This is a genomic window from Solidesulfovibrio fructosivorans JJ] (assembly GCF_000179555.1).
In the GTDB taxonomy this organism is placed as follows: domain Bacteria; phylum Desulfobacterota; class Desulfovibrionia; order Desulfovibrionales; family Desulfovibrionaceae; genus Solidesulfovibrio; species Solidesulfovibrio fructosivorans.
The window spans coordinates 110,853-135,041 of the sequence record NZ_AECZ01000005.1 but is presented as its reverse complement, the minus strand read 5'-3'; the positions used below and the strand labels follow the sequence as shown (position 1 = coordinate 135,041).

Annotated in this window: 22 protein-coding genes; 5 read left to right on the top strand and 17 right to left on the bottom strand. The window is 65.3% G+C overall.

The window, feature by feature from the left end; translation table 11 throughout:
- Positions 1 to 8 precede the first annotated feature (8 nt).
- From ftsZ to mraZ, 15 genes are all read right to left on the bottom strand, one after another.
- Complete coding sequence (gene ftsZ, locus DESFRDRAFT_RS05160) at positions 9 to 1,307, bottom strand: cell division protein FtsZ (RefSeq protein ID WP_005991831.1); 1,299 nt, start codon at positions 1,305 to 1,307, stop codon at positions 9 to 11.
- 58 nt (positions 1,308 to 1,365) lie between these two features.
- On the bottom strand, positions 1,366 to 2,592 hold the full coding sequence (gene ftsA / locus DESFRDRAFT_RS05155) for a cell division protein FtsA (RefSeq protein ID WP_005991829.1): 1,227 nt from the start codon (positions 2,590 to 2,592) through the stop codon (positions 1,366 to 1,368).
- 215 nt (positions 2,593 to 2,807) lie between these two features.
- On the bottom strand, positions 2,808 to 3,752 hold the full coding sequence (locus tag DESFRDRAFT_RS05150) for a cell division protein FtsQ/DivIB (RefSeq protein WP_005991828.1): 945 nt from the start codon (positions 3,750 to 3,752) through the stop codon (positions 2,808 to 2,810).
- The gene (locus tag DESFRDRAFT_RS05145; protein ID WP_081458419.1) at positions 3,749 to 4,609 is read right to left on the bottom strand and encodes a UDP-N-acetylmuramate dehydrogenase; all 861 of its coding nucleotides are present in this window, start codon (positions 4,607 to 4,609) and stop codon (positions 3,749 to 3,751) included. The genes DESFRDRAFT_RS05150 and DESFRDRAFT_RS05145 overlap by 4 nt, the downstream gene beginning before the upstream one ends.
- A 16-nt stretch (positions 4,610 to 4,625) precedes the next feature.
- Positions 4,626 to 5,999: a UDP-N-acetylmuramate--L-alanine ligase gene (gene murC / locus DESFRDRAFT_RS05140; RefSeq protein ID WP_043793944.1), complete on the bottom strand. Its 1,374-nt coding sequence runs from the start codon at positions 5,997 to 5,999 to the stop codon at positions 4,626 to 4,628.
- A gap of 35 nt (positions 6,000 to 6,034) precedes the next feature.
- Positions 6,035 to 7,144 carry an undecaprenyldiphospho-muramoylpentapeptide beta-N-acetylglucosaminyltransferase gene (gene murG, locus DESFRDRAFT_RS05135; protein ID WP_005991825.1) on the bottom strand — a complete coding sequence of 370 codons (1,110 nt, stop codon included), beginning with the start codon at positions 7,142 to 7,144 and terminating at the stop codon, positions 6,035 to 6,037.
- Positions 7,141 to 8,268, bottom strand: coding sequence for a putative lipid II flippase FtsW (gene ftsW, locus DESFRDRAFT_RS05130; protein WP_005991823.1), 1,128 nt, complete (start codon positions 8,266 to 8,268; stop codon positions 7,141 to 7,143). The genes murG and ftsW overlap by 4 nt, the downstream gene beginning before the upstream one ends.
- The gene (murD, locus tag DESFRDRAFT_RS05125) at positions 8,265 to 9,590 is read right to left on the bottom strand and encodes a UDP-N-acetylmuramoyl-L-alanine--D-glutamate ligase (protein WP_005991821.1); all 1,326 of its coding nucleotides are present in this window, start codon (positions 9,588 to 9,590) and stop codon (positions 8,265 to 8,267) included. The genes ftsW and murD overlap by 4 nt, the downstream gene beginning before the upstream one ends.
- A 10-nt stretch (positions 9,591 to 9,600) precedes the next feature.
- Positions 9,601 to 10,677 carry a phospho-N-acetylmuramoyl-pentapeptide-transferase gene (mraY, locus tag DESFRDRAFT_RS05120; protein ID WP_005991819.1) on the bottom strand — a complete coding sequence of 359 codons (1,077 nt, stop codon included), beginning with the start codon at positions 10,675 to 10,677 and terminating at the stop codon, positions 9,601 to 9,603.
- The gene (locus DESFRDRAFT_RS05115) at positions 10,674 to 12,086 is read right to left on the bottom strand and encodes a UDP-N-acetylmuramoyl-tripeptide--D-alanyl-D-alanine ligase (protein WP_005991817.1); all 1,413 of its coding nucleotides are present in this window, start codon (positions 12,084 to 12,086) and stop codon (positions 10,674 to 10,676) included. Before DESFRDRAFT_RS05115 ends, mraY begins: the two co-directional genes overlap by 4 nt.
- Positions 12,077 to 13,540 carry a UDP-N-acetylmuramoyl-L-alanyl-D-glutamate--2,6-diaminopimelate ligase gene (locus tag DESFRDRAFT_RS05110; RefSeq protein WP_005991815.1) on the bottom strand — a complete coding sequence of 488 codons (1,464 nt, stop codon included), beginning with the start codon at positions 13,538 to 13,540 and terminating at the stop codon, positions 12,077 to 12,079. Before DESFRDRAFT_RS05110 ends, DESFRDRAFT_RS05115 begins: the two co-directional genes overlap by 10 nt.
- Before the next feature lie 13 nt (positions 13,541 to 13,553).
- Entirely contained in the window at positions 13,554 to 15,590 is a 2,037-nt protein-coding gene (locus tag DESFRDRAFT_RS05105; protein ID WP_005991813.1) for a penicillin-binding transpeptidase domain-containing protein, read from the bottom strand.
- A gap of 94 nt (positions 15,591 to 15,684) precedes the next feature.
- Positions 15,685 to 16,068: an FtsB/FtsL family cell division protein gene (locus DESFRDRAFT_RS05100; RefSeq protein WP_233489558.1), complete on the bottom strand. Its 384-nt coding sequence runs from the start codon at positions 16,066 to 16,068 to the stop codon at positions 15,685 to 15,687.
- Positions 16,069 to 16,110: 42 nt separating this feature from the next.
- Positions 16,111 to 17,091, bottom strand: a complete 981-nt coding sequence (gene rsmH / locus DESFRDRAFT_RS05095; protein ID WP_005991809.1) for a 16S rRNA (cytosine(1402)-N(4))-methyltransferase RsmH — start codon at positions 17,089 to 17,091, stop codon at positions 16,111 to 16,113.
- A 9-nt stretch (positions 17,092 to 17,100) separates the two neighbouring features.
- Positions 17,101 to 17,559: a division/cell wall cluster transcriptional repressor MraZ gene (gene mraZ, locus DESFRDRAFT_RS05090; protein ID WP_043793885.1), complete on the bottom strand. Its 459-nt coding sequence runs from the start codon at positions 17,557 to 17,559 to the stop codon at positions 17,101 to 17,103.
- Between the two features lie 393 nt (positions 17,560 to 17,952).
- Between mraZ and DESFRDRAFT_RS05085 the strand changes: the two genes are divergently transcribed.
- Positions 17,953 to 18,966 (top strand): HD-GYP domain-containing protein, encoded by a 1,014-nt coding sequence (locus tag DESFRDRAFT_RS05085; protein WP_005991805.1) that lies wholly within the window; start codon positions 17,953 to 17,955, stop codon positions 18,964 to 18,966.
- A gap of 179 nt (positions 18,967 to 19,145) precedes the next feature.
- On the opposite strand, the gene DESFRDRAFT_RS05080 is transcribed toward DESFRDRAFT_RS05085, so the two are convergent.
- Complete coding sequence (locus DESFRDRAFT_RS05080; RefSeq protein ID WP_005991803.1) at positions 19,146 to 19,622, bottom strand: CBS domain-containing protein; 477 nt, start codon at positions 19,620 to 19,622, stop codon at positions 19,146 to 19,148.
- A 96-nt stretch (positions 19,623 to 19,718) separates the two neighbouring features.
- The gene (locus DESFRDRAFT_RS05075; RefSeq protein ID WP_005991801.1) at positions 19,719 to 20,978 is read right to left on the bottom strand and encodes an HD domain-containing protein; all 1,260 of its coding nucleotides are present in this window, start codon (positions 20,976 to 20,978) and stop codon (positions 19,719 to 19,721) included.
- A gap of 157 nt (positions 20,979 to 21,135) precedes the next feature.
- Here DESFRDRAFT_RS05075 and rplM point away from each other — a divergent pair, with 157 nt between their 5' ends.
- The 4 genes from rplM to DESFRDRAFT_RS05055 all read left to right on the top strand — a co-directional run bounded on the left by rplM (position 21,136) and on the right by DESFRDRAFT_RS05055 (position 24,043).
- The gene (gene rplM, locus DESFRDRAFT_RS05070) at positions 21,136 to 21,564 is read left to right on the top strand and encodes a 50S ribosomal protein L13 (protein ID WP_005991800.1); all 429 of its coding nucleotides are present in this window, start codon (positions 21,136 to 21,138) and stop codon (positions 21,562 to 21,564) included.
- A 20-nt stretch (positions 21,565 to 21,584) separates the two neighbouring features.
- Positions 21,585 to 21,977 carry a 30S ribosomal protein S9 gene (gene rpsI, locus DESFRDRAFT_RS05065; protein WP_005991798.1) on the top strand — a complete coding sequence of 131 codons (393 nt, stop codon included), beginning with the start codon at positions 21,585 to 21,587 and terminating at the stop codon, positions 21,975 to 21,977.
- 183 nt (positions 21,978 to 22,160) lie between these two features.
- Complete coding sequence (locus DESFRDRAFT_RS20655; protein WP_005991796.1) at positions 22,161 to 22,592, top strand: C-GCAxxG-C-C family protein; 432 nt, start codon at positions 22,161 to 22,163, stop codon at positions 22,590 to 22,592.
- 155 nt (positions 22,593 to 22,747) lie between these two features.
- Positions 22,748 to 24,043, top strand: a complete 1,296-nt coding sequence (locus tag DESFRDRAFT_RS05055; RefSeq protein ID WP_005991794.1) for a radical SAM protein — start codon at positions 22,748 to 22,750, stop codon at positions 24,041 to 24,043.
- Positions 24,044 to 24,189: the final 146 nt, after the last annotated feature.

Here is a 24,189-nt window from a genome sequence, read left to right as displayed (position 1 = left end):
CCCGGCTCCTAGTCCGCCTGCATGCGGATGAAAGAAGGAATCTCGAATTCCTCCTCGTCGAAGATGAATTCTTCCTCGCCCACGGGCTGGGTCTTGATCGGGGCCTGGTTCAGGGCCGTCTCGGGGTTGCCCTTCTTGCCGCCTTTGCGCAGGTAGGCCGGGATATTGTAGTCGTTGGCCTGCTGGGTGGACAGCACGCGGACGCTGCGCGGGCTCTGGACGGTGCCGCCGCCCCCCCCGCCGGGCCCCGAGGGCGCTCCGCCGGCGGGCTTTTGCCGCGACAGGTGGGTGATGACCTCGGCGGGCTTTTGCTCCACGACCTTTTGTTGCGGCGCCGCGTCGCGCTGCATGGCCGACTCGATGCCGGTGGCGATGACGGTGATGCGCATCTCGTCGGTGGCGTCGGGATCGAAGACCGTGCCGAAGAAGACCTTGGCGTCCTCGTGGACGGCCTCGGTGATGGTGGAAGCGGCTTCGTCCACTTCCTCGATGGTCAGGTCCGGACCGCAGGTGATGTTCATGAGCACGCCGCGCGCGCCGTCGATGGTGACGTCTTCGAGCAGCGGGCTCGTGATGGCCTTGAGCGCCGCCTCGCGGGCGCGGGATTCGCCGCGCGCCGTGCCGAAGCCCATCATGGCCAAGCCCATTTCGCTCATGACGGCCTTGACGTCGGCGAAGTCGAGGTTGATCAGGCCGGGGACCATGATGAGGTCGGAAATGCCCTTGACCGCGAAATAGAGGATTTCGTCGGCCTTTTTGAGCATCTCGATGAAGGTGGCTTTTTTCGAAGCCAGCGACAGCAGGCGGTCGTTGGGGATGGTGATGATGGAGTCCACCACGTCCCGAAGCGCCTGCACGCCTTTCTCGGCCGAGAGCAGACGTTTCTTGCCTTCGAAATAAAACGGTTTGGTCACGACGGCGACGGTGAGCGCGCCGGCCTCCTTGGCCACCTGGGCCACGACCGGGGCCGCGCCGGTGCCGGTGCCGCCGCCCATGCCGGCGGTGACGAAGACCATGTCGCAATCGCCGATGGCCTCGCGGATGGCGTCGATGCTTTCCAGCGCCGCGTCACGGCCGACGTCGGGGTTGGCGCCGGCGCCAAGGCCCTTGGTCAGCTTTTCGCCCAGCTGGATGCGGTACTCCGCCTGGGACTTCTGCAGCGCCTGGATGTCGGTGTTGGCCGTGATGAAGGTCACGCCGGACATGGCCGAGCAGATCATGTTCTCGACGGCGTTTCCACCGCCGCCGCCGCATCCGACGACCTTGATACGGGCGTTCGAGCCTTGTTCGAGTTCCAAGTATTCCATATCGATCTCCCCTAGCGAACTCCCTGGTTATCCCCCAGAATTTCTTGCGTGGACGCGCCTACTTTACGTCCACGAACCATTTCCGCATCCTCCCCAGAATGCGGTTGAACACATTTTCGTCACGAATGCGGAAGCGCTGTTCCACGCCTTCCTTTTCCGCGCCGTACATGAGGAGCCCCACCGCCGTGGCGTACATGGGGCTGTTGACCACGTCCTTCAGGCCCCCGACCTTGTCGGGATAGCCGATACGCGTGGGCAGGTTGAAGATCTGTTCCCCAAGCTCCTGGATGCCTTCGATCAGCGCCGTGCCGCCGGTCAGGACCACGCCCGCGCCGACCTGGCTCTTCATGCCCGAGCGGATGAGCTCCTGGTCCACCAGGGCCAGCATCTCCTCCACGCGGGGCTCGCAGATTTCGGCCAATACCTGTCGCGAAAGCCGGCGGGGCTCCCTCCCCCCGACGCTCATGACTTCGATGACCTCGTCCTTGGGCACCATCTCGGCCAGGGCGCAGCCGTACTTGATCTTGATCTTCTCGGCCGAGGCCATGGGCGTGCGCAGGCCGAAGGCGATGTCGTTGGTCAGGTTGGTGCCGCCAAGGGCCAGCACGGCGGTGTGCTTGATGGAATCGCTGGCGAAGATGGCCAGGTCCGTGGTGCCGCCGCCAAGGTCGACCAGGGCGACGCCGATTTCGCGCTCCTCGTTGGTGAGGACCGCCTTGGACGAGGCCAGGGACTCGAGCACGATGTCCGAAACGTCGAGGCCGGCCCGGTGGCACGAGCGGATGATGTTCTGGGCGCTGGTGACGGCCCCGGTGACGATGTGCACCCGCACTTCCAGGCGCACGCCGGCCATGCCGAGCGGATCGGCGATGCCGCGCTGGTCGTCGACGATAAATTCCTGCGGCAGGATGTGGATGACCTCCCGGTCCAGCGGGATGGCCACGGCCTTGGCCGCGTCTATGACCCGTTCAATATCCCGGGGACCGACTTCACCGCCCTTGACGGCGATGACCCCGTGACTGTTGAACCCCTTGATGCGACTGCCGGCGATGCCGGCGTAAACCGAGCGGATTTCGCAACCCGCCATGAGTTCGGCCTCTTCCAGGGCCTTTTTGATGGACTGTACGGTCTGCTCGATATTGACCACCACGCCCTTGCGCAGCCCTGTGGACGGGCTCGTGCCGATACCCACCACATCCACGCCTTCGGGCGAGAGTTCGCCGACGACCACACAAATCTTGGTGGTGCCGATATCGAGCCCGACAATAAGTTCCGACCTGGCCATAAACCGCTCCCTGAACGTTTCCTTTCCTGACGTCGGCATGCCCAGAGGCTTTCTACGTCAAAAGCTCTTCAATTTCATGTCCAAAATCGCCTCTGACGCAATTTGGATTCCAACGCCGGAGTTGCCCGCCCCGCGCGCTCCTCATGCCGCATCCTCAAAACCGATTCGGCATGATTCCTTAAGAAATACAGCAGCATCTCCTAAGGGAGGCTCCCCTAGCCTTGCGGCGCATCCCCCGAATTGCCGCGTTTTTCCACCCAGACCTTGTCTCCCTCGGCCGTGATCTGTCCGACAGAGCCCAGCTCCCCCCGCCGGCGCAAGTCGGTCCAAACCAGATTCATCCGGGAAAGATTGCGGTCCCATTGCTTGGAACCCAGGCACAGAAGAATCCCCGGGTCCAACAAACGAATTTCCAGTCCCCTGCCCCAGCTCAGGCGCAACCAGGCGATCTGCCCGAAGTCGAACGGCACCTGATGCTCGGCCACGGCGTGGCGCAGGTCGGCCAGAAGCGGCAGATGCTTCTCCATACCGGCTTCGACCTCGATCTGGGGCAACGAAACGAATTGCCCCGGCTCAACCTTGTCGATGATGCGTCCACCTTCGTCGGCGTAATAGAGCGTTCCTTGATACTGCACAAGATAGGAAGGGCTTTTTTCCTTCACATCCACCAGAATCGTGCCGGGTAGCACCCGTTTCACACTCACGGCGTCGATCCAGGGCTCCCGGACCAGATCGGTCCGCATCCTGTCCATGGACAGCGACAGCACATTGACACCGGGGGTGAGCCCGGCCACATCGCGGATATGCTCCTCGGACAGGCGCGAACAACCAGTGACGGAGACGTGCTGCAGGGCGAAGTAGTTGACCGTGGTCAGCCAGCGGTAGCCGGCAAGCAGGCCGACGCTCACGGCCAAAACCAGCACCGCCATGACGGCCATGGAGACAAGCCGGGTGCAAAACCTGCCCATGCCGCCAAGACTCATCTTGGGCATGTGCAGCGAGCATTCGCCGCGCGAATAGTTGCGGTTGCGGTTACCCTTGGACTTCACCACGCGGCTTTTGACCGTCACCCGCGGCGCATAACCCGAATAACCGTTGCGGCGGCGCTTTGCCGACGAGCTTCCCCCAAGTCCCGACAGCGCTCCTACCCTGACGTTCATGGCACGATCCTCACTTCCGGTTCCAGTTCATAGCCGCTTTGCGCCAAAACGGCCTCCCGGGCCGCCTGGAGCAACGAAAGCGCTTCCCCCCCTGTTCCTTTGCCGCAATTAATCATAAAATTCGCGTGCTTTTCCGAAAAAGCCATATCGCCGAGCCGCTTTCCCTTAAACCCCGCTTCCGTCAAAAGCTTCCAGGCCGGGGCCCCGGGCGGATTCTTGAACACGCAGCCGGCCGTGGCGGCGGTGATGGGCTGGCTGGCCTTTTTCTTGGACAGGCAGGCCACCATCTCCTGGCGGATTGCGACGGGTTCGCGCGGCTCGCAGTCGATCTCCGCCGCCAGCACCAGGTAGAATCCGACCACGCCCTTGGGCGAAAACCGGCGGTAAGCCGTGGAAAAGGCCTCCCGATCCAGCCAGGCCGCGCCCGTCTCCGGCGTCCACAGGCACACCCGGGCCAGCACGCCGCCCATGGCGTCGCCGTAGGAACCGGCATTGCCGACCACGGCCCCGCCCACGGTGCCGGGCACGCCGATGAGCCCGCGAAGTCCCGAAAGCCCCTGCGTGGCCAGCCAAGCCACCAGACGCTGGAGCTTCACCCCGGCCAGGACCCGCACCCGGACCTTGCCCGCGAACCGCTCGCGCAAGGTTTCGGGCTCGCCGCGAAGGTTGGGCGAGACCACGGTCAACGGCAACTCGCCGTCGGCGGCCAAAATGTTGCTGCCGCCGCCAAGGACGAGCGGCCTGCCGCCCAGCCGGCCCAGCGTCTCGGACAGGTCCCGCGCGTCTTCCATATCGGTCAAAACGACCTCGGCCAGGGCGCGACCGCCCAGGCGCAATGTGGTGCGGGCCGCAAGCATCGGCCCGGGTTTCACCTCAAGCGCCACCACCCGCCTCCAGATAATGGACGCCCACCTGCCACACGCTGCCGGCCCCGAGCGTCAACAACAGGTCGCCGGGGCGCACGATGCCGGGCAGGGCTTCTTCCATGGCCGGAAAATCGCGGTAATACGAAACATTGGTCTTGCTCACCTGCCTTATGCCCTGGGCCAGGCTTTCGCCGCTCACTCCCGGGATGGGCGCTTCGGAGGCCGGATAAATCTCGGTCAAAAGCAGCTCGTCGGCCGCCTCGAAACAGGTGCAGAAATCGCCGAAGAGCGCCTTGGTGCGCGAAAACCGATGGGGCTGGAAGGCCACCACCAGCCGGCGGTCCGGATACACGGTCCTGGCCGTGGCCAGGGTGGCCCTGATCTCGGCCGGATGGTGGCCGTAGTCGTCCACCACCACCACGCCGTTCCGTTCGCCCTTGCGTTCGAAACGCCGCCCCACCCCGCCGAATTTGGCCAGGGCGGCGGCGATGACCGGCAATTCGATGCCGGCCTCCAGGGACAGGCCGATGGCCCCCAGGGCGTTGAGCACATTGTGGCGGCCGGGATGGGCCAGACGCATTTCGCCCAGGTCCTTGCCGTCCAAGGTCACGGAGAAGCGGCTGGCGGCCCCGGTTTCGAGAATCTTTCCCCGCAGCCGGGCCTGGGACGTGACGCCGTAGGTGAGGATGGGGCGATTGACCCGGGGCAACAGCCTGGCCACCCCCGGATCGTCGAGGCAAACCACGTTGACCCCGTAAAAGGGAATGCCGTTTAAAAAATCCACAAAGGCGTCGTCGATGGCGGCAAGGTCGGCGTAGTGGTCCAGGTGGTCGGCGTCGACATTGGTCACCACCGAGGCGATGGGCGACAGGCACAGAAACGAGCCGTCGGACTCGTCGGCCTCGGCGATGAGGTATTCGCCCTGTCCCAGACGCGCCCCGGCCCCGTAGGCGTTTAAGCGGCCGCCGATAATGACGGTGGGGTCGTAGCCGGCCTCGGTGAAGATGGTGGCCAAAAGCGAGGTGGTGGTGGTCTTGCCGTGGGTGCCGGCCACGGCGATGCCGTTTCGCAGCCGCATGAGTTCGGCCAGCATTTCGGCCCTGGGGATGACCGGGATGCCGCGTTCGCGGGCCGCGACCACCTCGGGGTTTTCATTGGTGACGGCCGTGGATTTGACCACCACGTCGGCGTCGCCGAGGTTTTCCCGGCCATGGCCGATGGCGATGTTGGCCCCGAGGCCGGCCAGGCGCTTGACTGTCGCGCCCATGGCCAGATCCGAGCCCGAGACCTCGTAGCCGAGGTTGATGAGCACTTCGGCGATGCCGCTCATGCCCGAGCCGCCGATGCCGATCATATGAATCTTGCGGACCTTGTTGCCCATGGCCCCGGCGCCGCAGTGGACGTGTTGCTGCATGTTCATTTGGCGCCTCCCTTGCGCCCGGCCAGTTCGAGGAGCACGCCGGCGATGCGTTCGGCCGCGTCCGGCATGGCGGCGGCCGAGGCGGCCGCGCCCATGCGGGCAAGCCGGTCCGGATCGCCGAGCAGCCCGGTCACCTCCGCCGCCAGGTCGTGGCCGGGGAGGTCCTTTTGGGCAAGGACCGCGGCCGCGCCGGCCTTGGCCAGAAACGCGGCGTTGACCGACTGGTGGTCATGGGTGGCAAAGGGAAAGGGAATGAGCAGGGACGGTTTTCCCGCTGCCGTGACCTCGGCCAGGGTGGTGGCCCCGGCCCGGGCCAGGACCAGATCGGCCCAGGCGTAGGCCTCGGCCATGTCCTCGATGAAATTTTCGATGACCACGCCGCCGCGCCCTTCCGCCTGGGAACGGTCGGCCAGGATGGCGGCCACGCGCGCGCCGATCCGGTCGAAGTCGGCCCGGCCGGCCTGCAGGCGCACGGATATGCCGGCGTCAAGCAAACGCGGCAGGATGTCGCACACGGCGTCGTTTACGGCCCTGGCCCCCTGGCTGCCGCCAAGGACCAGCAGATGCCGCCCTTCCCCGTCCCCCGGCGTTTTTCCGCCGGCGGCAATGCCGCCCCGGATGGGATTGCCGAGAAGCTTCGTCTTTTGCGGCGGAAACACCCGCCCTTCGTCCGGATAGGTGATGCAGACCGTGTCGACGAAGCGGCCGAGAATCTTGTTGGTCATGCCCGGGACGCTGTTTTGCTCGTGAATGACCGTGGGCAGGCCGAGCAGCTTCGCCGCCGCCACGGGCACGAACCCGGCGTAGCCGCCAAAGCCCGCCACCACGTCCGGCCGCCACTGGCGCAGCACCCGCATGGCCATGCAAAGCGCCCTGCCCATCCACACCGGCGCGGCCAGGGCGCGAAGCCCCCGGCCGAAAACGCCCTTGGCCGGCAGCCCGACAAACGAGAGCCCCGCCTGGGTGGCCAGCCGTCCTTCCGGGCCCGCGCCGCCGACAAAAAGAATATCGGCGTCGGGCCTTGCGGCCCGAAGAGCCTCGGCCACGGCCAGGGCCGGAAAAATATGGCCCCCGGTGCCGCCGGTAGTCAGCACGATGCGTGTCATGTCCGGGCGCTCCGGGAAAGGTTGAGCAGAATGCCGACGCATATGAAACAGGCCAGCAGGTTGCTGCCGCCGTAGCTCAAAAAGGGCATGGCCACGCCCTTGGGCGGCACGCAGCCAAGCACCACGGCCAGGTTGAGGACAAACCCCAGAGCCAGGACCAGGGTCATGCCGTAGGCCGTGAACCGGTCGCGCAGATCGTCCTGGGCCAGGGCCACCTTGAAGGCGCGCCAGAGCAGGATGCCGATGCAGATGAACACGATGGAGATGCCGATAAAGCCCAGCTCCTCGCCGAGCACGGCCATGATGAAGTCGTTGTGGGCCTCGGGCAGGTAGAAGAGCTTCTGCTTGCCGGCCCCGAAGCCCACGCCCGTGATGCCGCCCGAGCCGAAGGCGTAAAAGGACTGCACGAGCTGGTAGCCCACGTTTTGCGGGTCCTTGAAGGGATCGAGAAAGGCGAACCAGCGTTTGAAGCGGTAGGGCGAAGAGGCGATGAGCAGCCCCATGGCCCCGAGGCCGAACACCATGGACACGGCGAGATAGGTCAGGCGCGTGCCGCCGACGAGGCTCATGAGGAAAAAGAGCATGCCCAAAAAGACCGCGCCGCCGAAGTCGGGCTGGAGCAGCAGGATGAGCCCGAGAAAGCCGGTGACGATGACCGGCGGAATGAAGCCGACCGAGAAAGAGCGCACCATCTGCTGCTTCTGGCTGAAAAAGTAGGCCAGGTACATGACCAGGACCACCTTGGCCAGCTCCATGGGCTGCAAGGTGGCCGGCCCCAGGTGCATCCAGCGGCGCGCGCCGCCGGCCCGGACCGAAAAAGGCGGCACCAGCGTCAGGATGAGCAGAAAGATGATGGCAAAAAGCCAGAGGTAGACCGGGCCGTGGAGCACCTTGCGCGGCATGTAGGCGAAGATGCACATGAGCCCGAAGCTGACCAGGGCGAAAAGCGCCTGACGCTGGAAAAAGTAGTAGCGATTGCCGTTTAAGCGCTCGGCCATGACGCCGCTGGAGGAAAAGACCATGACCAGCCCCAGGCCCGCGAGCATGAGCGCCGCGCCCAGAAGCCACAGGTCGAAGGCGCCGGACTTGGGATTCGCGGCTGTCGCCACCCGCAGCTTGCTCATGCCTTCTCCTTTGCCGCGTCAGGCGTCATGGGCAGTCCGGCGAAGATGTCCTGGAAATCCCGGCCCCGGGCCTTGTAGCCGTCGTAGAGGTCGAAGCTCGCCGTGGCCGGGGAAAGCAGCACCACGTCGCCCGGTCTGGCCTCGGCGAAAAGGCGCGTGACGGCGGGCTTCAGGGTGGGTTCGTGAAAAAGCGGCACCTGCCCGGCCCAGGCGGCCTCGAACACCTCGCGTCCGGCCCCGAAGAGCCCGACGGCCGCGACGCGTTCCTTAAGCAGCGGCGAAAGCGCGGCCAGATCGCCGCCCTTGAACACGCCGCCGCAAAGAAGCCGCACCGGCCGGTCGAAGCTTCTAAGCGCCGCCTCCATGGCCGCCACGGTGGTGGCCTTGGAGTCGTCCACGAAAAGCACCCCGCCCTTCTCGCCGATGATCTGCAAGCGGTGCGGAGCCGGGGCGAAGCGCTCGAAGGCGACCTTGGCGATTTCCTCGGTCACGCCGAAGGGCTGGGTCGCCAGAAAGGCGGCTTCCATGTTCTGCCGGTTGTGCGCGCCGGCAAGACGCGGGCAGACGAAACGGCCGCTTGGTTCGAACCAGGTGACGTCGGCCCGGGTGAAGGAACGACCGGCCAGGGCGTCGCGCATGTCCCGGGGCAAAATCGCCGTATCGCCCGGGCGCTGGGCGGCGAAGATGTTGAGCTTGGCCGAGAGATATTCCTCGAGGTCGGCGTGCCAGTCCAGATGGTTTGGCGAAAAGTTGAGCAGCACCGCCACCTTGGGCCGGAAGGATTTGACGAGCTGGAGCTGGAAGCTCGAAACCTCGAGCACCACCACGTCGGCCGGGTCGCCGGCAAGCACGTATTCGGAGAGCGGCGTGCCGATGTTGCCGCCGGTAAAGACCTTGCGCCCGGCCGCCTCGAGCAGGTGGCTTACGAGCATGACGGTGGTGGTCTTGCCGTTGGAGCCGGTGACGGCGACGATGGGCTCGGTCACGAACCAGGAGGCCAGTTCCAGTTCGGAGAGCACCTGGGCGCCCGGACAGGCGGCCAGGCAGTCGGCCAAGCCCGCCGCCCGGATGCCGGGCGAGAGCACGACCATGTCCGCGCCGGCGAAATCGGCCGGCCCATGCGCCCCGACGCGCAGGTCGTAGCCGGCTTCCACGGCCTCGGCCCGGAAATCGTCCGCCACGGACTTGGGATTTTTCTCCAGAAAGCGCACGGACGCGCCCAGCCGGGCAAGCAGTTTCGCCGCGGCGCGGCCCGAGGAACCGGCGCCGACGACGACGGCCGTGTGCCCGCGCAGTTGATCGTTATGGAGCATGTCGCGCATCGAAAATCGCCTACCGCAGTTTAAGGGTGGATAGCCCCACCAGGGCGAGCAGGATGGAAAGAATCCAGAACCGGATGATGATCTTCGATTCCGGCACGCCCATCAGCTCGAAATGATGATGCAGCGGCGCCATGCGGAAAATCCGTTTGCCGCCCGTCATCTTGAAATAGCCCACCTGCAAAATGACCGAGACGGTCTCGGCCACGTACAACCCGCCGACCACCATGAGCAGCAGTTCCTGCTTGCACAAGACGGCGAGAAACCCGAGCGCCCCGCCAAGCGACAGCGACCCCACGTCGCCCATGAACACCTGGGCCGGATAGGCGTTGAACCACAAAAAACCGAGCCCCGCCCCGACCATGGCCCCGCAAAAAACCGTGACCTCGCCGACGCCGGAGACGGGCATGACCTGCAGGTAGCGCGCCATCTGGGCATGGCCGGCCACGTAGACGAAAAGGGCGAACATGGCCGCGTTGACGATCATGGGGCCGATGGCCAGGCCGTCCAGGCCGTCGGTCAGGTTGACGGCGTTGCTCGCCGCCACCATGACCAGCATGGCGAAGGGAAAATAAAAGAGGCCGAGGTCGGGGTTGATGTGCTTGAAAAAGGGCACGGCCAGCCGGGTGGAATATTCGGGATCGGACAGAAGCACGGCGGCGGCCAGTCCGGAAACGATGAGCTGCCCCAGAAGCTTGGCCCGGGGAGTCAGCCCCTTGTTGCGCTTTTTGACCACCTTGGCGTGGTCGTCGATAAAGCCCAGCACGCCGAATCCCAGGTACACGAAAATCGTCATCCAGACATAGGTGTTGGCCAGATCGCCCCAGAGCAGGACGCTGACCAGGATGCAAAAGGCGATGAGCAGCCCGCCCATGGTCGGGGTGCCGGCCTTGCGCTGGTGGGCGGCCACGTCCTCGTGGATGTACTGGCCGTACTTGAGGCGGGTCAGCCCGCGGATGAAGCGCGGACCGAACACGATGGAAAGGACCAGGGCAGTGAGAAGCGCCGCGATCGACCGGAACGTGATGTAGCGGAAGACGTTTAAGGCGCTCAAATGCGCCGCCAGCGGCACCAGCAGGTAATAGATCATGCCTTGGGGTCCTTTTGGATGCTCTGGGTGAAAGCGGCCAGATACTCCTCCATACGCATGGAACGCGACCCCTTGAACAGAAACACGCCGCCGCGAAGGTCCATGGCGGCCAGCATGTCGCAAAAGGCGGCCGGGGTGTCGACCACGGCGAACCGGCCGGCATAGCCGCCCCGGGTGAGTCCCTCGCCCACGGCCTCGGCATGGGCGCCCCGGTAGAAAACGGCCCTGGCGCCGCTTGCCGCCGCGGCCTCGCCGAGCTTGGCATGCTCCTCCTCGGCATGGGCCCCCATCTCGCGCATCTCGCCGAGCACCAGCACGAGCGGCTTGCCCTGGGCGGTTTCCACGGCGGCGGCGATAGCCCGGCGCATGGACAGCGGATTGGCGTTATACGTGTCGTCGATGATGGTGTAGCAGCCCTGACGGCGGCAGTAGAACCGCTGCTCGGGCATGACCGCCGTTTCGAGCCCGGCGGCGATCTGCTTCTCCCCGGCCCCGAGGATATGTGCCGAGGTGGCGGCGGCCAGGATGTTCTCGGCGAAATGGCCGCCGGTCAGCGGCGTTTCGACTTCCATCTCCAGCTCGCCGAGCTTGAGGAAAAACCGTCCCCGGCCCTCGGGAAGCGCGCCCAGGTACTTGGCCCGGTAGGGCGCGGATCGCCCCTTGCCCTGCCCCTTGGTGGAAAGTCCCCGCACGCGCGGGAAAACGGCCAGGGCCGCCTCCCACAGTTCGGGATAGTCCATGGAGGCCAGGGCCACGCCGCCGGGGCGCAGAAAGTTGAAAAGCTTGGTCTTCTCGGCCGCGACGCCGGCCACGTCGCCAAGCGCTTCCAGATGGGCCGGGCCGACGTTGTGGATCACGGCCACGTCGGGCTCGGCGATGGCGGCCAGGGGCTCCATCTCGCCGGGGCGGGAAATGCCGAGCTCCATGACCCAGTAGGCGTCCTTGTCGGAGGCTTCGAGCATGGACAGCGGCAGCCCGATGTGATTGTTGAAATTCTTGTAGTTTTTCGCCGTGGGACCAAGCTTGCCCAAAATGGCGGCGGTCAGTTCCTTGACCGTGGTCTTGCCGGCCGAGCCGGTCACGCCGACGAGCCTGGCCCCGACCTGCGTGCGCCAGGCCTTGGCGAGAAAGCCCAAGGCGGCCACGGTGTCGCGCACCAAAAGCACGGGCGTGCCGTCGGGAAGCCCGGTGAGCGGCCTGTCGGCCAACACGGCGGCCGCGCCCTTCCCCACCGCCTCGGCGGCGAAATTGTGGCCGTCGAAGCGTTCGCCGGGAATGCACACGAAAAGGCACCCCGGGGTCACCGCCCGACTGTCGATGCGCACGGCCTCAATGACGGGATTGCCGCGCTCGCCCACGTCGCCGACGGCCTTGGTGGCCGTGAGGATATCGGATAAGGTCATGCGCATCCGGTAAGCTCCCTGACCACGGCGGCGTCGGAAAACGGGTGCTTCACGTCGCCGATCTGCTGATAGCTTTCGTGTCCCTTGCCGGCGATCACCAGCACGTCCTCGGGCCGCATGGCGTCCAAAGCCAGAGCGATGGCCCGGCGCCTGTCGGGTTCGATGATGACCTTCCTCGCCTTGGCCAGTCCGGGCTTGGCATCCTCGATAATGGCCAGCGGGGCCTCGTGGCGGGGATTGTCCGAGGTGAGGACGGCCACGTCGGCCAGCCGGGACACGGCCTCGGCCATGCGCGGCCGCTTGGTGCGGTCGCGGTCGCCGCCGCAGCCGAAAACGGCGAAAAGCCGGCCAGCGGTGAATTCCCTGGCCGCGCCGAGCACGTTTTCCAAGGCATCCGGGGTGTGGGCGTAATCCACGAAAACGGTCAGCCCCGAGGCGTTGGGAATGCGTTCCAACCGCCCGGGCGCGCCGTGGCAGTCGGCCAGCGCGTCGAAGGTCTCGTAGGGCAGGCCGAGGGTCAGCGCCGCGCCCATGGCGGCCAGGATGTTCAGGGCATTGTGCCGGCCGGGCATGGGCGAGGCCACTTCGAAGGCCTCGTCGCCAAAGCCCGCGCCGAGATGCTGCCCGTCGCGGTCGTGGGACCGGATGCCGCCGACGAGCAGCCGGGCGAAGCCGGCCGGGGCCTTGGTGAGGCCATAGCCCACGGCGGCCGGAAATTCCTTGAGCAGGCGCAGGCCGAAGGGATCGTCGTAATTGAGCACCGCCGTGGCCGGATCGGGCAGATACTCGCGAAAAAGCTTGGCCTTGGCCGCGAAATACGTCTCCATGTCCTTGTGGTAGTCGAGGTGATCCTGGGTCAGGTTGGTGAACACCCCGGCGGCGAAGGAAAGCCCGGCCAGCCGGTCCTGGTCCAGGGCGTGGGACGAGGCCTCCATGACGGCCAGATCGCAACCGGCGGCGGCCATGGCGGCCAGGCTTTCGTGGATGGTCAGGCAGTCCGGGGTGGTCAGCGAAGCGTCCCGGGTCACGCCCGGCCAGCGGTAGGCCACCGTGCCGAGCACGCCGACCTTCTTGCCGGCGGCCGTGGCCAGCCGCTCGATCAGGTAGCTGACCGTGGTCTTGCCGTTGGTGCCGGTGACGCCCACCACGGGCATGGCCATGCGGTCGGTGCCGCAGCGCGCCGCCGCGAGCAGCCCCAGGGCCTTTCGCGGTTCGTCCACGGTGACGAGGGCGGCCTTGGCCCCTTCGGGCAGGGCGATCCCCGGACCGGCCACGATCACCGTCGCGCCCCGGGCCAGGGCGTCGGGAATGAAGCGCGCCCCGTCCTCGGCCGTTCCCGAGGCGGCCACGAACACGCCGCCGGAAACGACCTTGGCGGAATGCCCGGCCACGGGAAGCGCGCCCTCGCGGACGTTCGCCAACAGCGCGTTCAGGGTCGGATTGCCTGTATCTGCCATCATGCTCGCCTCGCCATCAGGAGGGCCTGGAAAGCCACAACACCACTTGGTTTTTCTTGTCCGTGGGCCAGGGCGCGCCCGGAGCCGGACTCTGCTTGGAGACCACGAGCCCCTGCCCTTCAAGCCTCGGCACGATGCCTTTGCCGACAAGGATCTCCACCGCCTGCCGTAGCGGCATGCCGGCGAAATCCGGCACGGACTGGATCGAAACCTGTTTGCCATTGCCGCCGGCCGCTCCGGCGATGGCCAAAATTTCCTTGTCCGCCTGGTTCGGCTCCTTCGCGGCCGGCGGGGCCTGCGCCTCCTTCCTGGAGGCGGGCTGGGCCGGAGCCGGAGCCTGGGCCAACTGCACGGTCTCGGGCATGCGGCCGAGATAGGACAGCATGCGCAGGGTCACGTTGCGCACGGCCGGCGCGGCGACGACCCCGCCGTAGTGGCTGGGCTCGGGTTCGTCAACCATGACGATGAGGATGTATTCCGGATGAATAGCCGGCACGAAGGAAACGTAGGATCCCAGGTACTTGTTGCCGTAGCCGCCGTGGGGTCCGGCCTTTTGGGCCGTGCCGGTCTTGCCGCCGGTCTCGAGGCCCGGAATGCGGGCCGTTTTGCCGGTGCCGTGCTCTTCCTGGACCACCTCGCGCATCATGGACTGGACGGTGCGGGCCACATCGGCGTCGAAGACGCGGTAGGGAGCGCGCTCGGGCCTGTCGTCGGGCGGGTCGGCCACGAGCTTGAGCGGCTTGTAGACGCCGTCGTTGGCCAAAATAAGGTAGGCCTGGGCCAGCTGGACCGGGGAAACGGCTACGCCCTGGCCGAAGGAGGCCGTGGCCACGTCGATGGGCGTCCAGGCCTTGAGCGGCCGCACGAGCCCCCTGGCCTCGCCGGTGATGCGAAGCCCCGTCGGACGGCCGAAACCGAGCAGCTCGAAATAGTGGTGCAGCCGCGTCGCGCCGAGTTGCAAGCCGATTTTGGCCGCGCCGATGTTGCTCGAAACGCGCACGATCATGTTGACCGGCAGCACGCCGTAGGAGTGGGTGTCGCGGATGGTGCGGCTGGCGAAGGAATAGCGGCCGTTTTCGCAGTTGAAGGTGGAGGTGGGTTTGATCACGTGTTCCTGGAGGGCGGCGGCCACGAGCAGGGGCTTCATGGTGGAGCCGGGCTCATAGACGTCCAGGGCGGCGTGGTCGCGGGCGATACGGGGGCTGATGCCGCGCGCCACGTTGGGATTGAAAAAGGGATAGTTGGCCATGGCCAGGATTTCGCCCGTGGGCACGTGGACCACCAGACAGCTGCCGCCCTTGGCGTGGTTGTCGGTGACGGCCTTTTCCAGCTCCTCTTCGGCGAAGAACTGGATTTGCGAATCGATGGTCAGGCGCACGTCGTGGCCGTTGATGTTGGCCAGCTCCTGGCCCTGGGCATCGAAAAAGAAGCGGCGACCGGAGGCGTCGCGTTGGACCACGTACTTGGCCTGCCGGCCGGTCAGGCGGCTGTCGAAGGCTTTTTCCACGCCCTCGAGGCCCACGTCGCCGACGCCCACGAAGCCCATCACCTGGCTGGCCAGATGCCCGTTGGGGTAAAACCTGCCGTATTCCTTGTTGAAATAGACGCCCGCGAGCTTAGCCTCACGGATGCGGGCGGCGGCGCGGTCTCCCACCCGCCAGGAGAGATAGACCATGTTGGAGGAACTGCGCAGTTTCTTGAGGATGCGCTGTTCCTTCATGTGGAGCACCTTGGCCAGAAAATCGGCGGTCTTTTCGGGCTCGGTCACTTCCCTCGGCCGCACGAACACGGCCTCGAACTCCACGCTTTTGGCCAGAAGCCGGCCGCCCCGGTCGTAAATCTCGCCCCGGGCCCCCTTGTCCACCTCCGAAGCCAGATGCTGGCGCACGGCCTTTTCGGCCAATTCCGGCCCGGCCACGATCTGGAGGTAGCCGGCCCGCGTCCACAAACCGAGCCAGGCCAACAGGAAGAAGACGCCCACGCACGTGAGCTTGACCCGGCTCCAGTCGCGGACGGTCTTCTGTTGGCGATCGACTTTCGGCTTGCTGCGCATGCCCGGCCCCGATCCTTACTGCCGTGTCCCCGACACGGACATAGACGGATTATGAAGGCAACCCATCAAATAAATTCTTTTAAAGGACGCCATACTACGGCTTGCGTCCGGACTTCCGGTTCTTGGCCCTGGACGGGGCGGCCTCGCCGCCGGACTTGGCCGGCGCCTTGGCCGTGCTGCGGCCGTTCTGGTCCTCGGCCGTGGCCAAAAGCGGCGACGTCTCGACGCTCCCGGACGGGGACACGCGCCTGATCTGGCCGGGTCGGGCCGGACCGAGGCCATATTGCCGGGAGACTTCGCGCAGGCGGGACGGCGTGATGAGCGTGTTGCGCTCCACTTCGAGCTTGGCCGTTAGGGTCTCGACCTCGTCGATCTGGCGCTGCATCCTGTTGAGTTCGTAGGCCAGGTCCACGCGTTCGATGTTGAGCCAGACCAGCCCCAGCCCGAAGACCAGGAGCAGGACGATGCTAAACGCCATGGATATCGCCCATTCTTTCGACAACGCTCCCATCTCCCCTCCTTATCTCTCCGCGTCGGTCGCCTCCGCCGCATCGGGCAGCCGCCGCGCCACCCGGAGCTTGGCGCTCCTGGCCCGCGGGTTGGCCGCGACCTCTTCCTCGCCGGCCATGACGGGCTTTTTGGTCAGGATGGCCAGGCGCGCCTTGTGCCCGCACACGCAAACGACCTGTTCGCGCGGGCACAGGCAATCCGTCGCCTCCAGGCGAAACGCCCGCTTGACCAGCCTGTCCTCGAGGGAGTGGAAGGAAATCACGGCCACCCGCCCTCCCGTGGCGAGATACTCGGGGACGGCCGCCAGAAACGCCTCCAACTCCTTCAGCTCGTCATTGACCGCCATGCGCAAGGCCTGAAAGGTGCGGGTGGCCGGATGCTGCCGGGCCATGGCGCGCCACTTGGCCGGGTAGGCCGCCGCCACCACCTCGGCCAGCCGGCCGGTGGTGGTGATGGCCGCTTTTTCCCGCGCGGCCACGATGGCCCGGGCTATACGCCCGGCCTGGGGGTCCTCGCCGTAGTTGCGGATGATCTCCCGTAGTCGTGCAAACGAGGCCAGATTCACCAGCCCCTCGGCGCTCTCCCCGCCGTCCTCGGCCCCCATGCGCATGTCCAGGGGGCCATCCGTCAAGAACCCGAAGCCGCGCTCCGGGTCGTCGAGCTGCAAGGAGGACATTCCGGCGTCCACCAATGCCGCGTCGACCTTCTCCCACCCCGCCTCGGCCAGGGCCGCCGGGAACCGGCTGTAACGGGTACGCACGAGCCGCACCCGGTCGCCGTAGGCGGCTAGTCTGCGCCCGGCCTCTTCCAGGGCCTCCCTGTCCCTGTCGAGTCCAAGCACTTCCGCCTGTCCCCCGGCCGCTTCGAGCATCCCCTTGATATGCCCGCCAAGCCCTGCCGTGGCGTCCAAAATTTTCATCCCCGGCCTGATGCCGAGGTATTCGACCACTTCCTTAAGAAGCACCGGGATGTGGGTCGGGACGTGTTGCACAAGACCTCCCTAGAGCTTGAGCGACACGCCGGAAGCGGCCAAATCGGCCAGGTCGGCGTCGAAACGCAGCCCCACTTGCCGGCGGCGTTCCTCGAAGGCGGCCTGGTTCCAGATTTCGAACTTCTCCCCCACTCCGGCCAGCACCAATTCCTTGTCCAGCTGGGCGAAAGTGCGCAAATACGGCGGAATGAGGATGCGTCCCTGCTTGTCCAGGCTCACTTCCATGGCCCCGGAAATATAAAAACGCTCCAAATCCCTGATTCTCGGGTCCAGCTTGTTGCCGGCCTGAAAACTCGCCTCCACCTCCTCCCAGGCGGGCATGGGGTACCCGGTGACGGCGCCGTCGAAGTTGTTGGTGAGCATGATCCGACCCTCGGGCACGAGGCGCAAGACCTCCTCCCGATACTCGGGAGGCAGCATCAGCCGGCCCTTGGGGTCCAGGCTGCGATAGGAATGCCCTCTGAACACGCTGCCTCGCAGTGGCGGTTCACCACTTCTTACCACCTTTTCCCACATTTTCTGGCTCAATCATCCCGGGGTGTCAAGAAGAAACCACCCGTCCCGCAAAAAGCCGCGCTCCCTGAGCGGCATCATTTCAGGGGCAAAGTGGGAAACAGGTGGGAAGAAAATCACTTTTGAGGCGAAGAGAACGGGATTTCAGGGGATTAGACGAAAAAGCGGACGGGGAGGCCATTCCCACGAAAAGACGGCCCGGAAACCGGCCGCGGCGCAGCCAACTCTTGCCAGAATGCCGGGCACGCCGTAAGGGAACAATAGTCTTGACGAAATCACCACGTGGCTGTTGTGGCGGATTCGAACAAAACGGCCGGCGACGGCACGAGCTATCTCTGGAAGGGCAGCATGGGCAGCAGTCCGAATATCGACGTGCCAGCGGGGCTGGAGGAAGAGTACTACCAGATAAACCCCGACATTCTCCAAAGCTTCAACAAGTTCCGCCCGCCGCTGTCCATCTACCGCTTCATGGAAGACGTCGGCCGCATCGCGTCCTATTACAAGGTCGGGGAGCGCCTTTCCAAAGAGCAGACCGAGGAACTGGCCGAGCTTGTGGCCGCGGGCGTCATCTTCGTTTCCCGCGACGACCATGCCATTTACGTCAAGCACATCAGTTACCAGCTCGATCTGGTGCTGCTCGACAAGCATCTGACGGAATCCGAGATCGCGGACATCTTTCAAATCGCCCTGACGCGGCGGATGGAATCGTTTTTCGACCAGCCGGTGCGGCTGGTGTACGATAAGGTGCGCGAGGACGTGCTGGTCCTGACCGAATACGTATGGGAGGATTTCCACCGGGCCAGGGCCCTGGCCAAGCGCATGCACGGCGTGCACACCCTGGCCAACCACGCGGTCAACTGCGGGCTGACGGGACTTTTCCTCTTTCTTTCCGGGAAGTCGGAATCCTTCAAGGAAGCCAAGAACGCCCGCGCGACCCTGGATCGGACCATCCTCGGCCTTTTCCTGCACGACCTGGGCATGAGCCGGGTGCCGGCGCTCATCCGCGACAAGAACAAGCCGCTTCTCCCCGACGAAATGCAGAAGATCCGGGGGCACACCATGGCCGGCTACGAGATGCTGGCGCGCCTCGACATCAAATTCCCCGAGATGGAGCGGTGCGTCTCCGAGCACCACGAACGGCTCGACGGATCGGGCTACCCGCAAAAGCTCGGCACGGGGGCCATTTCCGACACCGGGCTTCTGGCGGGCGTGGTGGATTCGTACTGCGCCATGCGCACCAAGCGGGTCTACGCCCCGGCCATGGAACCGCTGGCCGCGGCCAAAAAACTCCTCGACGACGGACGGCGCTACCCGACCGAGGTCGTCAAGCGCCTGCTCGGTCTTTTGGCTGCGGGGATTTAAAGAGACCGGGGAGAAACTTTGTCTTACGAAAAGCCCCCCAGGCCCCTTCTAAAGATTTTCAATAATAACAGTGAATTAGGTTCGCCACACGTCTCCAGCCATAAACTTTAGGAAGGGGAGAGCGCGAGAGGGGAGAACCCTTTTTAAAGGGTTTCCCCTCTCGCACTTCTTTTCCCTACCTAAAGCGGAGCGCATTCGCGGCGCATTTCCCGAAATATTTCGCCCAGGGGCACGAGTCCGAGCAGGCGTTCGCCCTCGATGACCACAGCGAAGCGGCTGTCGGCCTTGATCATGGCGTCGAGCACCAGATGCAGCGGATCGGCCGGGGCCACGACGGGGATATCGCGCCGGGCGGCCTCGGCGGCCTTGCGGGCCATGCAGTGGCGGCAGGCGTCGCGGTAGGTCTGCTCGAAATCGTCGTCGCCGAGGCTCGTGCGCAGGCTGGCTTCCAGGGCGCAGTCGTTTAGGTCCGCAAGCAGGGTGCGCAGGCTGACGATGCCGAGAAAACGGCCCTGGCGCAGGACCACGACGGCATCGAGGTCGGGGCACGTTTCCAGATGCGCCTGCAGTTTGTCGGCCACGGCGTCCAGGGACTCCCCGGCGTCGACGACAAGGACATCCGCGCGCAAGGCGTCAAAGGCGCGTTTGCGTATCATGGTGCTCTCCAATGGCGTGAAGTGCCTGGAAGTTAACCACGTTTGCGCGGGGTTGGCAAACCCGGGAACGCAGGGCCCCCGGGCGTGCCCGGCAGTTCAGTCGAAATCGGCCAGAAGCGCCCCGATGTGCACCCGGTTAAACAGCGTCGTGCCGGAGTACTTGTTGCGCAGCCGCCAGACCGCCTGCTGGAGCTGGTCGGAGGTGATGCCGTTTCGCAGCGCCGTATAGGCCTCGATGAAAGCGGCCAACGAATCGCAGACCTTGAGCAGCTCCCCGTCCTTGGGGTCGAAGCTGTCCAGGTTGCACGCGCCGCCAAGCTCCACGGGCGAAACGCGCCGCGCCCTCCCCGCCTCGTCCCGCACGGACTCGTAGAATTCCGAGCCCACCTCGATGCCGAGCAGATAGGCCAGCCGGTCGGCCAACCCGGCATAACCGCCCCGTTTGAGCACGGAAAACACCCGGCGCTCCAGCTCCTCCCGCTCGTACTCCTTGATCATGCCGCCAAGCTGCACCACCGACTGCTTGACCGGGGAGATGATGTCGCGGGTGAGCAGTTCCGGCATGTCGTGGACCAGGCCGGCGAAAAAGTTGTTGAGCCGCCGGGCCGGGCAGGCGTCGACGGCCAGGCTGAAGAAATAGGCATAGGCCGCGACCAGGAACATATGGCCGAGCACGGACGTTTCCGGGATGCGCGGGGTCTGGGACCAGCGCGTCTGGAAACGCAGTTGGCCGAGCAACCGGCCGAAATGCCCAAGCGGCGTTTTTTGGCCCTCGAAAAGTCCCGCGGCAAGCTCCTTGACCCCGTGCAGATCGGAAAACCGGGCCAGACCGTCGGTAAACGACGATTCGATCTCGAGCAGCTCGTCGTCCCAGGGATTGTCGCGCTTTATAAGGGAATATTCCCAACCGCTGGCATACAGGTGGGCCGCGTCCAGGATGCGCCGGGCCGGCGCGTCCGACTCGGGTACGGCGACATAGGCCGTCAGCCGCGACCAGAAATCCTCGCCCAACTCGCGCACGCGCGGTTCGAGCTGCTCCAGCACCCAGGCCGTAAGCTTTTGGTAATGCTCGGGCTTCGCCTTGATCTTATAGAAGACGGGGGGCTTGATATCGGTGATGATAAGCCGGTACAGGTACTCGAACAGCCCGCCTTCGACGATCTCGAGGCCCAGGGCCAACCGTTCGGGTTCGGCAAGGTGGGTGCCGTTGAGTTCGTAGAGCATCCAGGCCACCATCATCTTGTGGGCCTGCTTGTCGACCTCCACCAGCTCCATGCCGCGATGCTTGTCGTTCCAGCGCTTCATGAACGAACCGGCGAAAAGCAGTTGAAGCAGACTCTTGCGGACGCTGACCATGAAGACTCCTTGGGATTGCGATCGTCGCGAACAGCCTAGCCCGGGGTCGCGCCCAGGGCAAGCCGGCGCCGTCATGGGCGCAGACGAAAAAGGGTGTTGACAAATACATTTTGTCCGCTTACACAATCCGTCTTTCGAGCAACTCAGAGGAGCCGTCATGAAAACGTTTAGCCCGACGCCCAAAGATATCAACCGGAACTGGTTCGTGGTCGATGCCTCGGACAAGATTCTCGGCCGCCTGGCGTCCGCCGTGGCCGTGCGCCTGCGCGGCAAGCACAAGGCGGAATTCGCCCCCCATATGGACACCGGCGATTTCATCGTCGTGGTCAACGCCGCCAAGGTCAAGACCACCGGCCGCAAGCTGGACCAAAAAATGTACTATCGCCATTCCGGCTGGATTGGCGGCCTCAAGGAAACCTCCCTGCGCGACATGCTGGACAAGAAGCCCGAAGAGGTCATCCGCAAGGCCGTGCGGGGCATGCTGCCCAAAAATCGCCTTGGTCGGGCGATGCTGAAAAAACTCAAGGTTTACGCCGGCGAGGCCCATCCCCACGAGGCCCAGAAGCCCGAAACCCTCGACGTGTAAACCGCCTGCGGAGATCAAGCATGAGCGACGAATTCTTCTACGGCACCGGCCGCCGCAAGTCCGCCGTGGCCCGTACCCGCCTGTACAAGGGCAACGGACGCATCCTGGTCAACGACCGTCCTTTCGAGGAATATTTTCCCCGCCCCACCCTGGCGGCCATCGTGCGCCAGGCACTGCTTTTGACCAAGCTCGACGGCCGTGTCGACGTGAAGGTCAATGTGGCCGGCGGCGGCATGACCGGCCAAGCCGAAGCCGTGCGCCACGGCATCTCCCGGGCGCTGTGCACGCTTGATCCCGAACTGCGCGGCGTGCTGAAAAAAGCCGGCCTGCTCACCCGCGATTCCCGCGAGAAGGAACGTAAAAAGTACGGCCAGCGCGGCGCCCGCGCCCGGTTCCAGTACTCGAAGCGTTAATCGCGCGGCGATTACGAGACGATCCGAGGCGGAATCGCGCAAGCGGTTCCGCCTTTTGTCGTTGCCGCAATCCCCTGTTACACAGGCGCTCCCCTTTCCGGCCCGAACATTCTTGCCGTCTTGGCAGGGGGGGCGCGAATCGGAGTGTCAGATACGATCTGCCCCTCGGGCAAGGAGCGACGCATGACACGGCAGGAAGTCGAACAGACCGCGGTTTCAGTCATGTCCACGGGCTACAACTGCGCCGAAACCATCCTGCGCCTGGCAACCGACCACCTCGGCATCCCCGGGGACGGGGCATCCACGCGCATCGCCACCTGCTTCGGCGGCGGCGTGGGACGTTCCCATGCCGAAATCTGCGGGGCGTTGTCCGGCGCGGTCATGGCCCTAGGCCTCGCCTACGGCCGCGACGCGTCCGATATCTCCTGCACCCAGGCCCACGCCCTGGCCTCCGCTTTCCGGCAGCGCTTCATCGAACAATTCGGCTCGAGCTGCTGCGCGACGTTGCGGGAAAGCCTCGGCCGTCATGAGGCCGATCCGGACTGCAAGCGCCTCGTCGCCGATACCGCCGGCCTGCTGCACGAATTCCTCATGGAGCAACGCCAGTCGCATTAGAAAGACCGGCGGCTTGCGGCCCTCACCCAGCCGGGGGGCCGCCCCTTCCCTTGGGGAAAGACACCCCGTATACTCGCCGCTTTGCAACATCCTCCCGGGTGGGCCCCTGCCCCGCAGGCGTCCACCCGGGTTCGCGTTCCCTTCGGAGGTGCCGCGTGGCCGAATACAAACCCCGCCCCATGCTTGTCTTTGCCGACGAGTCCGGCAACATCTACGACCATCCCGAGCTGGAGATGCTGGTGCGCCGGGGCGACCGGCTGGAGCCGCCGCGCCCGGACGAGCTGATCCCCCTGCCGCCGGAGAGCGAGCTGTTCCTGCTGCCCGGCCGGGACGCCCTGGGCTTCGATCCGGATTCCGGGGAGATCGAACGCCTGGAAGAGCGGGCCGTGGCCGCCTTCGTCTGCCCGGGACATACCCTTTCGGCAACGGCCGCCTATGCCGCCCGGCCCGACGCGCCGGTGCTGCCGCTTTTCGCCTACGGCGCGGTGGGATTTTCCGGGGACCGGTTCTTCGTGGCCGCGTCCCGGGTGGATCAGGACCGGCGGCAGGTCTTTTCCGGCATCCCCCAGGAACGCATCGTCAAGGGAGCCAAGGCGCTTCGGAAAAAATACCCCAAGAACAGGCTGATCGAGCACTTAAGCGGCTGCGCCTTGACCTTCTGCTGTCCGGCGGCGCGCAACCTGGCTCTGGGACGCTTCGAAGCCCCCCTGCCCACGGCCCGGGCCTGCAATGCCCGCTGCATCGGCTGCCTGTCGCTCCAGCCGCCGGATTCGGGTTTTCCCTCCACCCAGAACCGCATCGCCTTCGCCCCCGATCCGACCGAGATCGTGGAAATCATGACCGAACACAGCCGCCACGAGCGCCGGCCGATCTATTCCTTCGGCCAGGGCTGCGAAGGCGAACCGCTGACGGAAATCGAGGCCATAAGCGAGGCCGTCAAGCGGTTTCGCGCGGCCGGCGGGCGGGGCACGGTCAACGTCAACACCAACGCCAGCCTGCCGGATGCCGTGGAACGCTTCGCCGCATCCGGCGGTTCTTCGATACGGGTCAGCCTGTCGAGTGCCGACCCGGCCCTCTACGCGGCCTACTACCGCCCCAAAGGCTACGACTTCGCCGATGTGCGCGAGAGCATCGCCCGGGCCAAAGCCGGCGGACTCTTCGTCTCGCTCAATTTCCTCTTCTTCCCGGGCGTCTCGGACACCGAGGCGGAACTGGCCCAGCTTACGGAGCTGATCACCGCATACAAGGTGGATTTCGTACAGCTGCGAAACCTCAACCTGGACCCGCAACTCTACATGAAGGTGGCGGCGGAAAGCGGCGCGCTGACCAATCCGGCCAGACTCGCCTCCATGGGACTCAAAAACTTCCGCAAACGCCTGCGCAAGGCCTGCCCCTGGCTGGGGTTCGGCTATTTCAACCCGTATCGGGAAGAGGGGGGGAAGGAAGAGTAGGGAACCGGGGGAGGGAACCCCACCCTCCCGAAAAACTTTCAAGGGAGGCAAAGGGGGAAGAGTTGTTCTTTCAAGAACAAGAGGAAATTTCTTATTTCGCCCCGAAGGGGCGACGGCGCGGTGGCGGCGGAATTTGTCCGGGACGC

Bases quoted from the DNA above. Each gene is read 5' to 3' on its own strand.
- DESFRDRAFT_RS05115 (WP_005991817.1), bottom strand. From the start codon at position 12,086: ATGCGCATGACCTTATCCGATATCCTCACGGCCACCAAGGCCGTCGGC.
- DESFRDRAFT_RS05080 (WP_005991803.1), bottom strand. From the start codon at position 19,622: ATGATACGCAAACGCGCCTTTGACGCCTTGCGCGCGGATGTCCTTGTC.
- ftsA (WP_005991829.1), bottom strand. From the start codon at position 2,592: ATGGCCAGGTCGGAACTTATTGTCGGGCTCGATATCGGCACCACCAAG.
- mraY (WP_005991819.1), bottom strand. From the start codon at position 10,677: ATGATCTATTACCTGCTGGTGCCGCTGGCGGCGCATTTGAGCGCCTTA.
- DESFRDRAFT_RS05110 (WP_005991815.1), bottom strand. From the start codon at position 13,540: ATGATGGCAGATACAGGCAATCCGACCCTGAACGCGCTGTTGGCGAAC.
- DESFRDRAFT_RS05145 (WP_081458419.1), bottom strand. From the start codon at position 4,609: ATGCTTGCGGCCCGCACCACATTGCGCCTGGGCGGTCGCGCCCTGGCC.
- DESFRDRAFT_RS05075 (WP_005991801.1), bottom strand. From the start codon at position 20,978: ATGGTCAGCGTCCGCAAGAGTCTGCTTCAACTGCTTTTCGCCGGTTCG.
- DESFRDRAFT_RS05150 (WP_005991828.1), bottom strand. From the start codon at position 3,752: ATGAACGTCAGGGTAGGAGCGCTGTCGGGACTTGGGGGAAGCTCGTCG.
- rplM (WP_005991800.1), top strand. From the start codon at position 21,136: ATGAAAACGTTTAGCCCGACGCCCAAAGATATCAACCGGAACTGGTTC.
- murD (WP_005991821.1), bottom strand. From the start codon at position 9,590: ATGCGCGACATGCTCCATAACGATCAACTGCGCGGGCACACGGCCGTC.
- rpsI (WP_005991798.1), top strand. From the start codon at position 21,585: ATGAGCGACGAATTCTTCTACGGCACCGGCCGCCGCAAGTCCGCCGTG.
- murG (WP_005991825.1), bottom strand. From the start codon at position 7,144: ATGACACGCATCGTGCTGACTACCGGCGGCACCGGGGGCCATATTTTT.
- ftsW (WP_005991823.1), bottom strand. From the start codon at position 8,268: ATGAGCAAGCTGCGGGTGGCGACAGCCGCGAATCCCAAGTCCGGCGCC.
- DESFRDRAFT_RS20655 (WP_005991796.1), top strand. From the start codon at position 22,161: ATGACACGGCAGGAAGTCGAACAGACCGCGGTTTCAGTCATGTCCACG.
- murC (WP_043793944.1), bottom strand. From the start codon at position 5,999: ATGGGCAACAAGGTCCGCAAGATTCATATGATCGGCATCGGCGGCTCG.
- DESFRDRAFT_RS05085 (WP_005991805.1), top strand. From the start codon at position 17,953: ATGGGCAGCAGTCCGAATATCGACGTGCCAGCGGGGCTGGAGGAAGAG.
- DESFRDRAFT_RS05105 (WP_005991813.1), bottom strand. From the start codon at position 15,590: ATGCGCAGCAAGCCGAAAGTCGATCGCCAACAGAAGACCGTCCGCGAC.
- ftsZ (WP_005991831.1), bottom strand. From the start codon at position 1,307: ATGGAATACTTGGAACTCGAACAAGGCTCGAACGCCCGTATCAAGGTC.
- DESFRDRAFT_RS05100 (WP_233489558.1), bottom strand. From the start codon at position 16,068: ATGGCGTTTAGCATCGTCCTGCTCCTGGTCTTCGGGCTGGGGCTGGTC.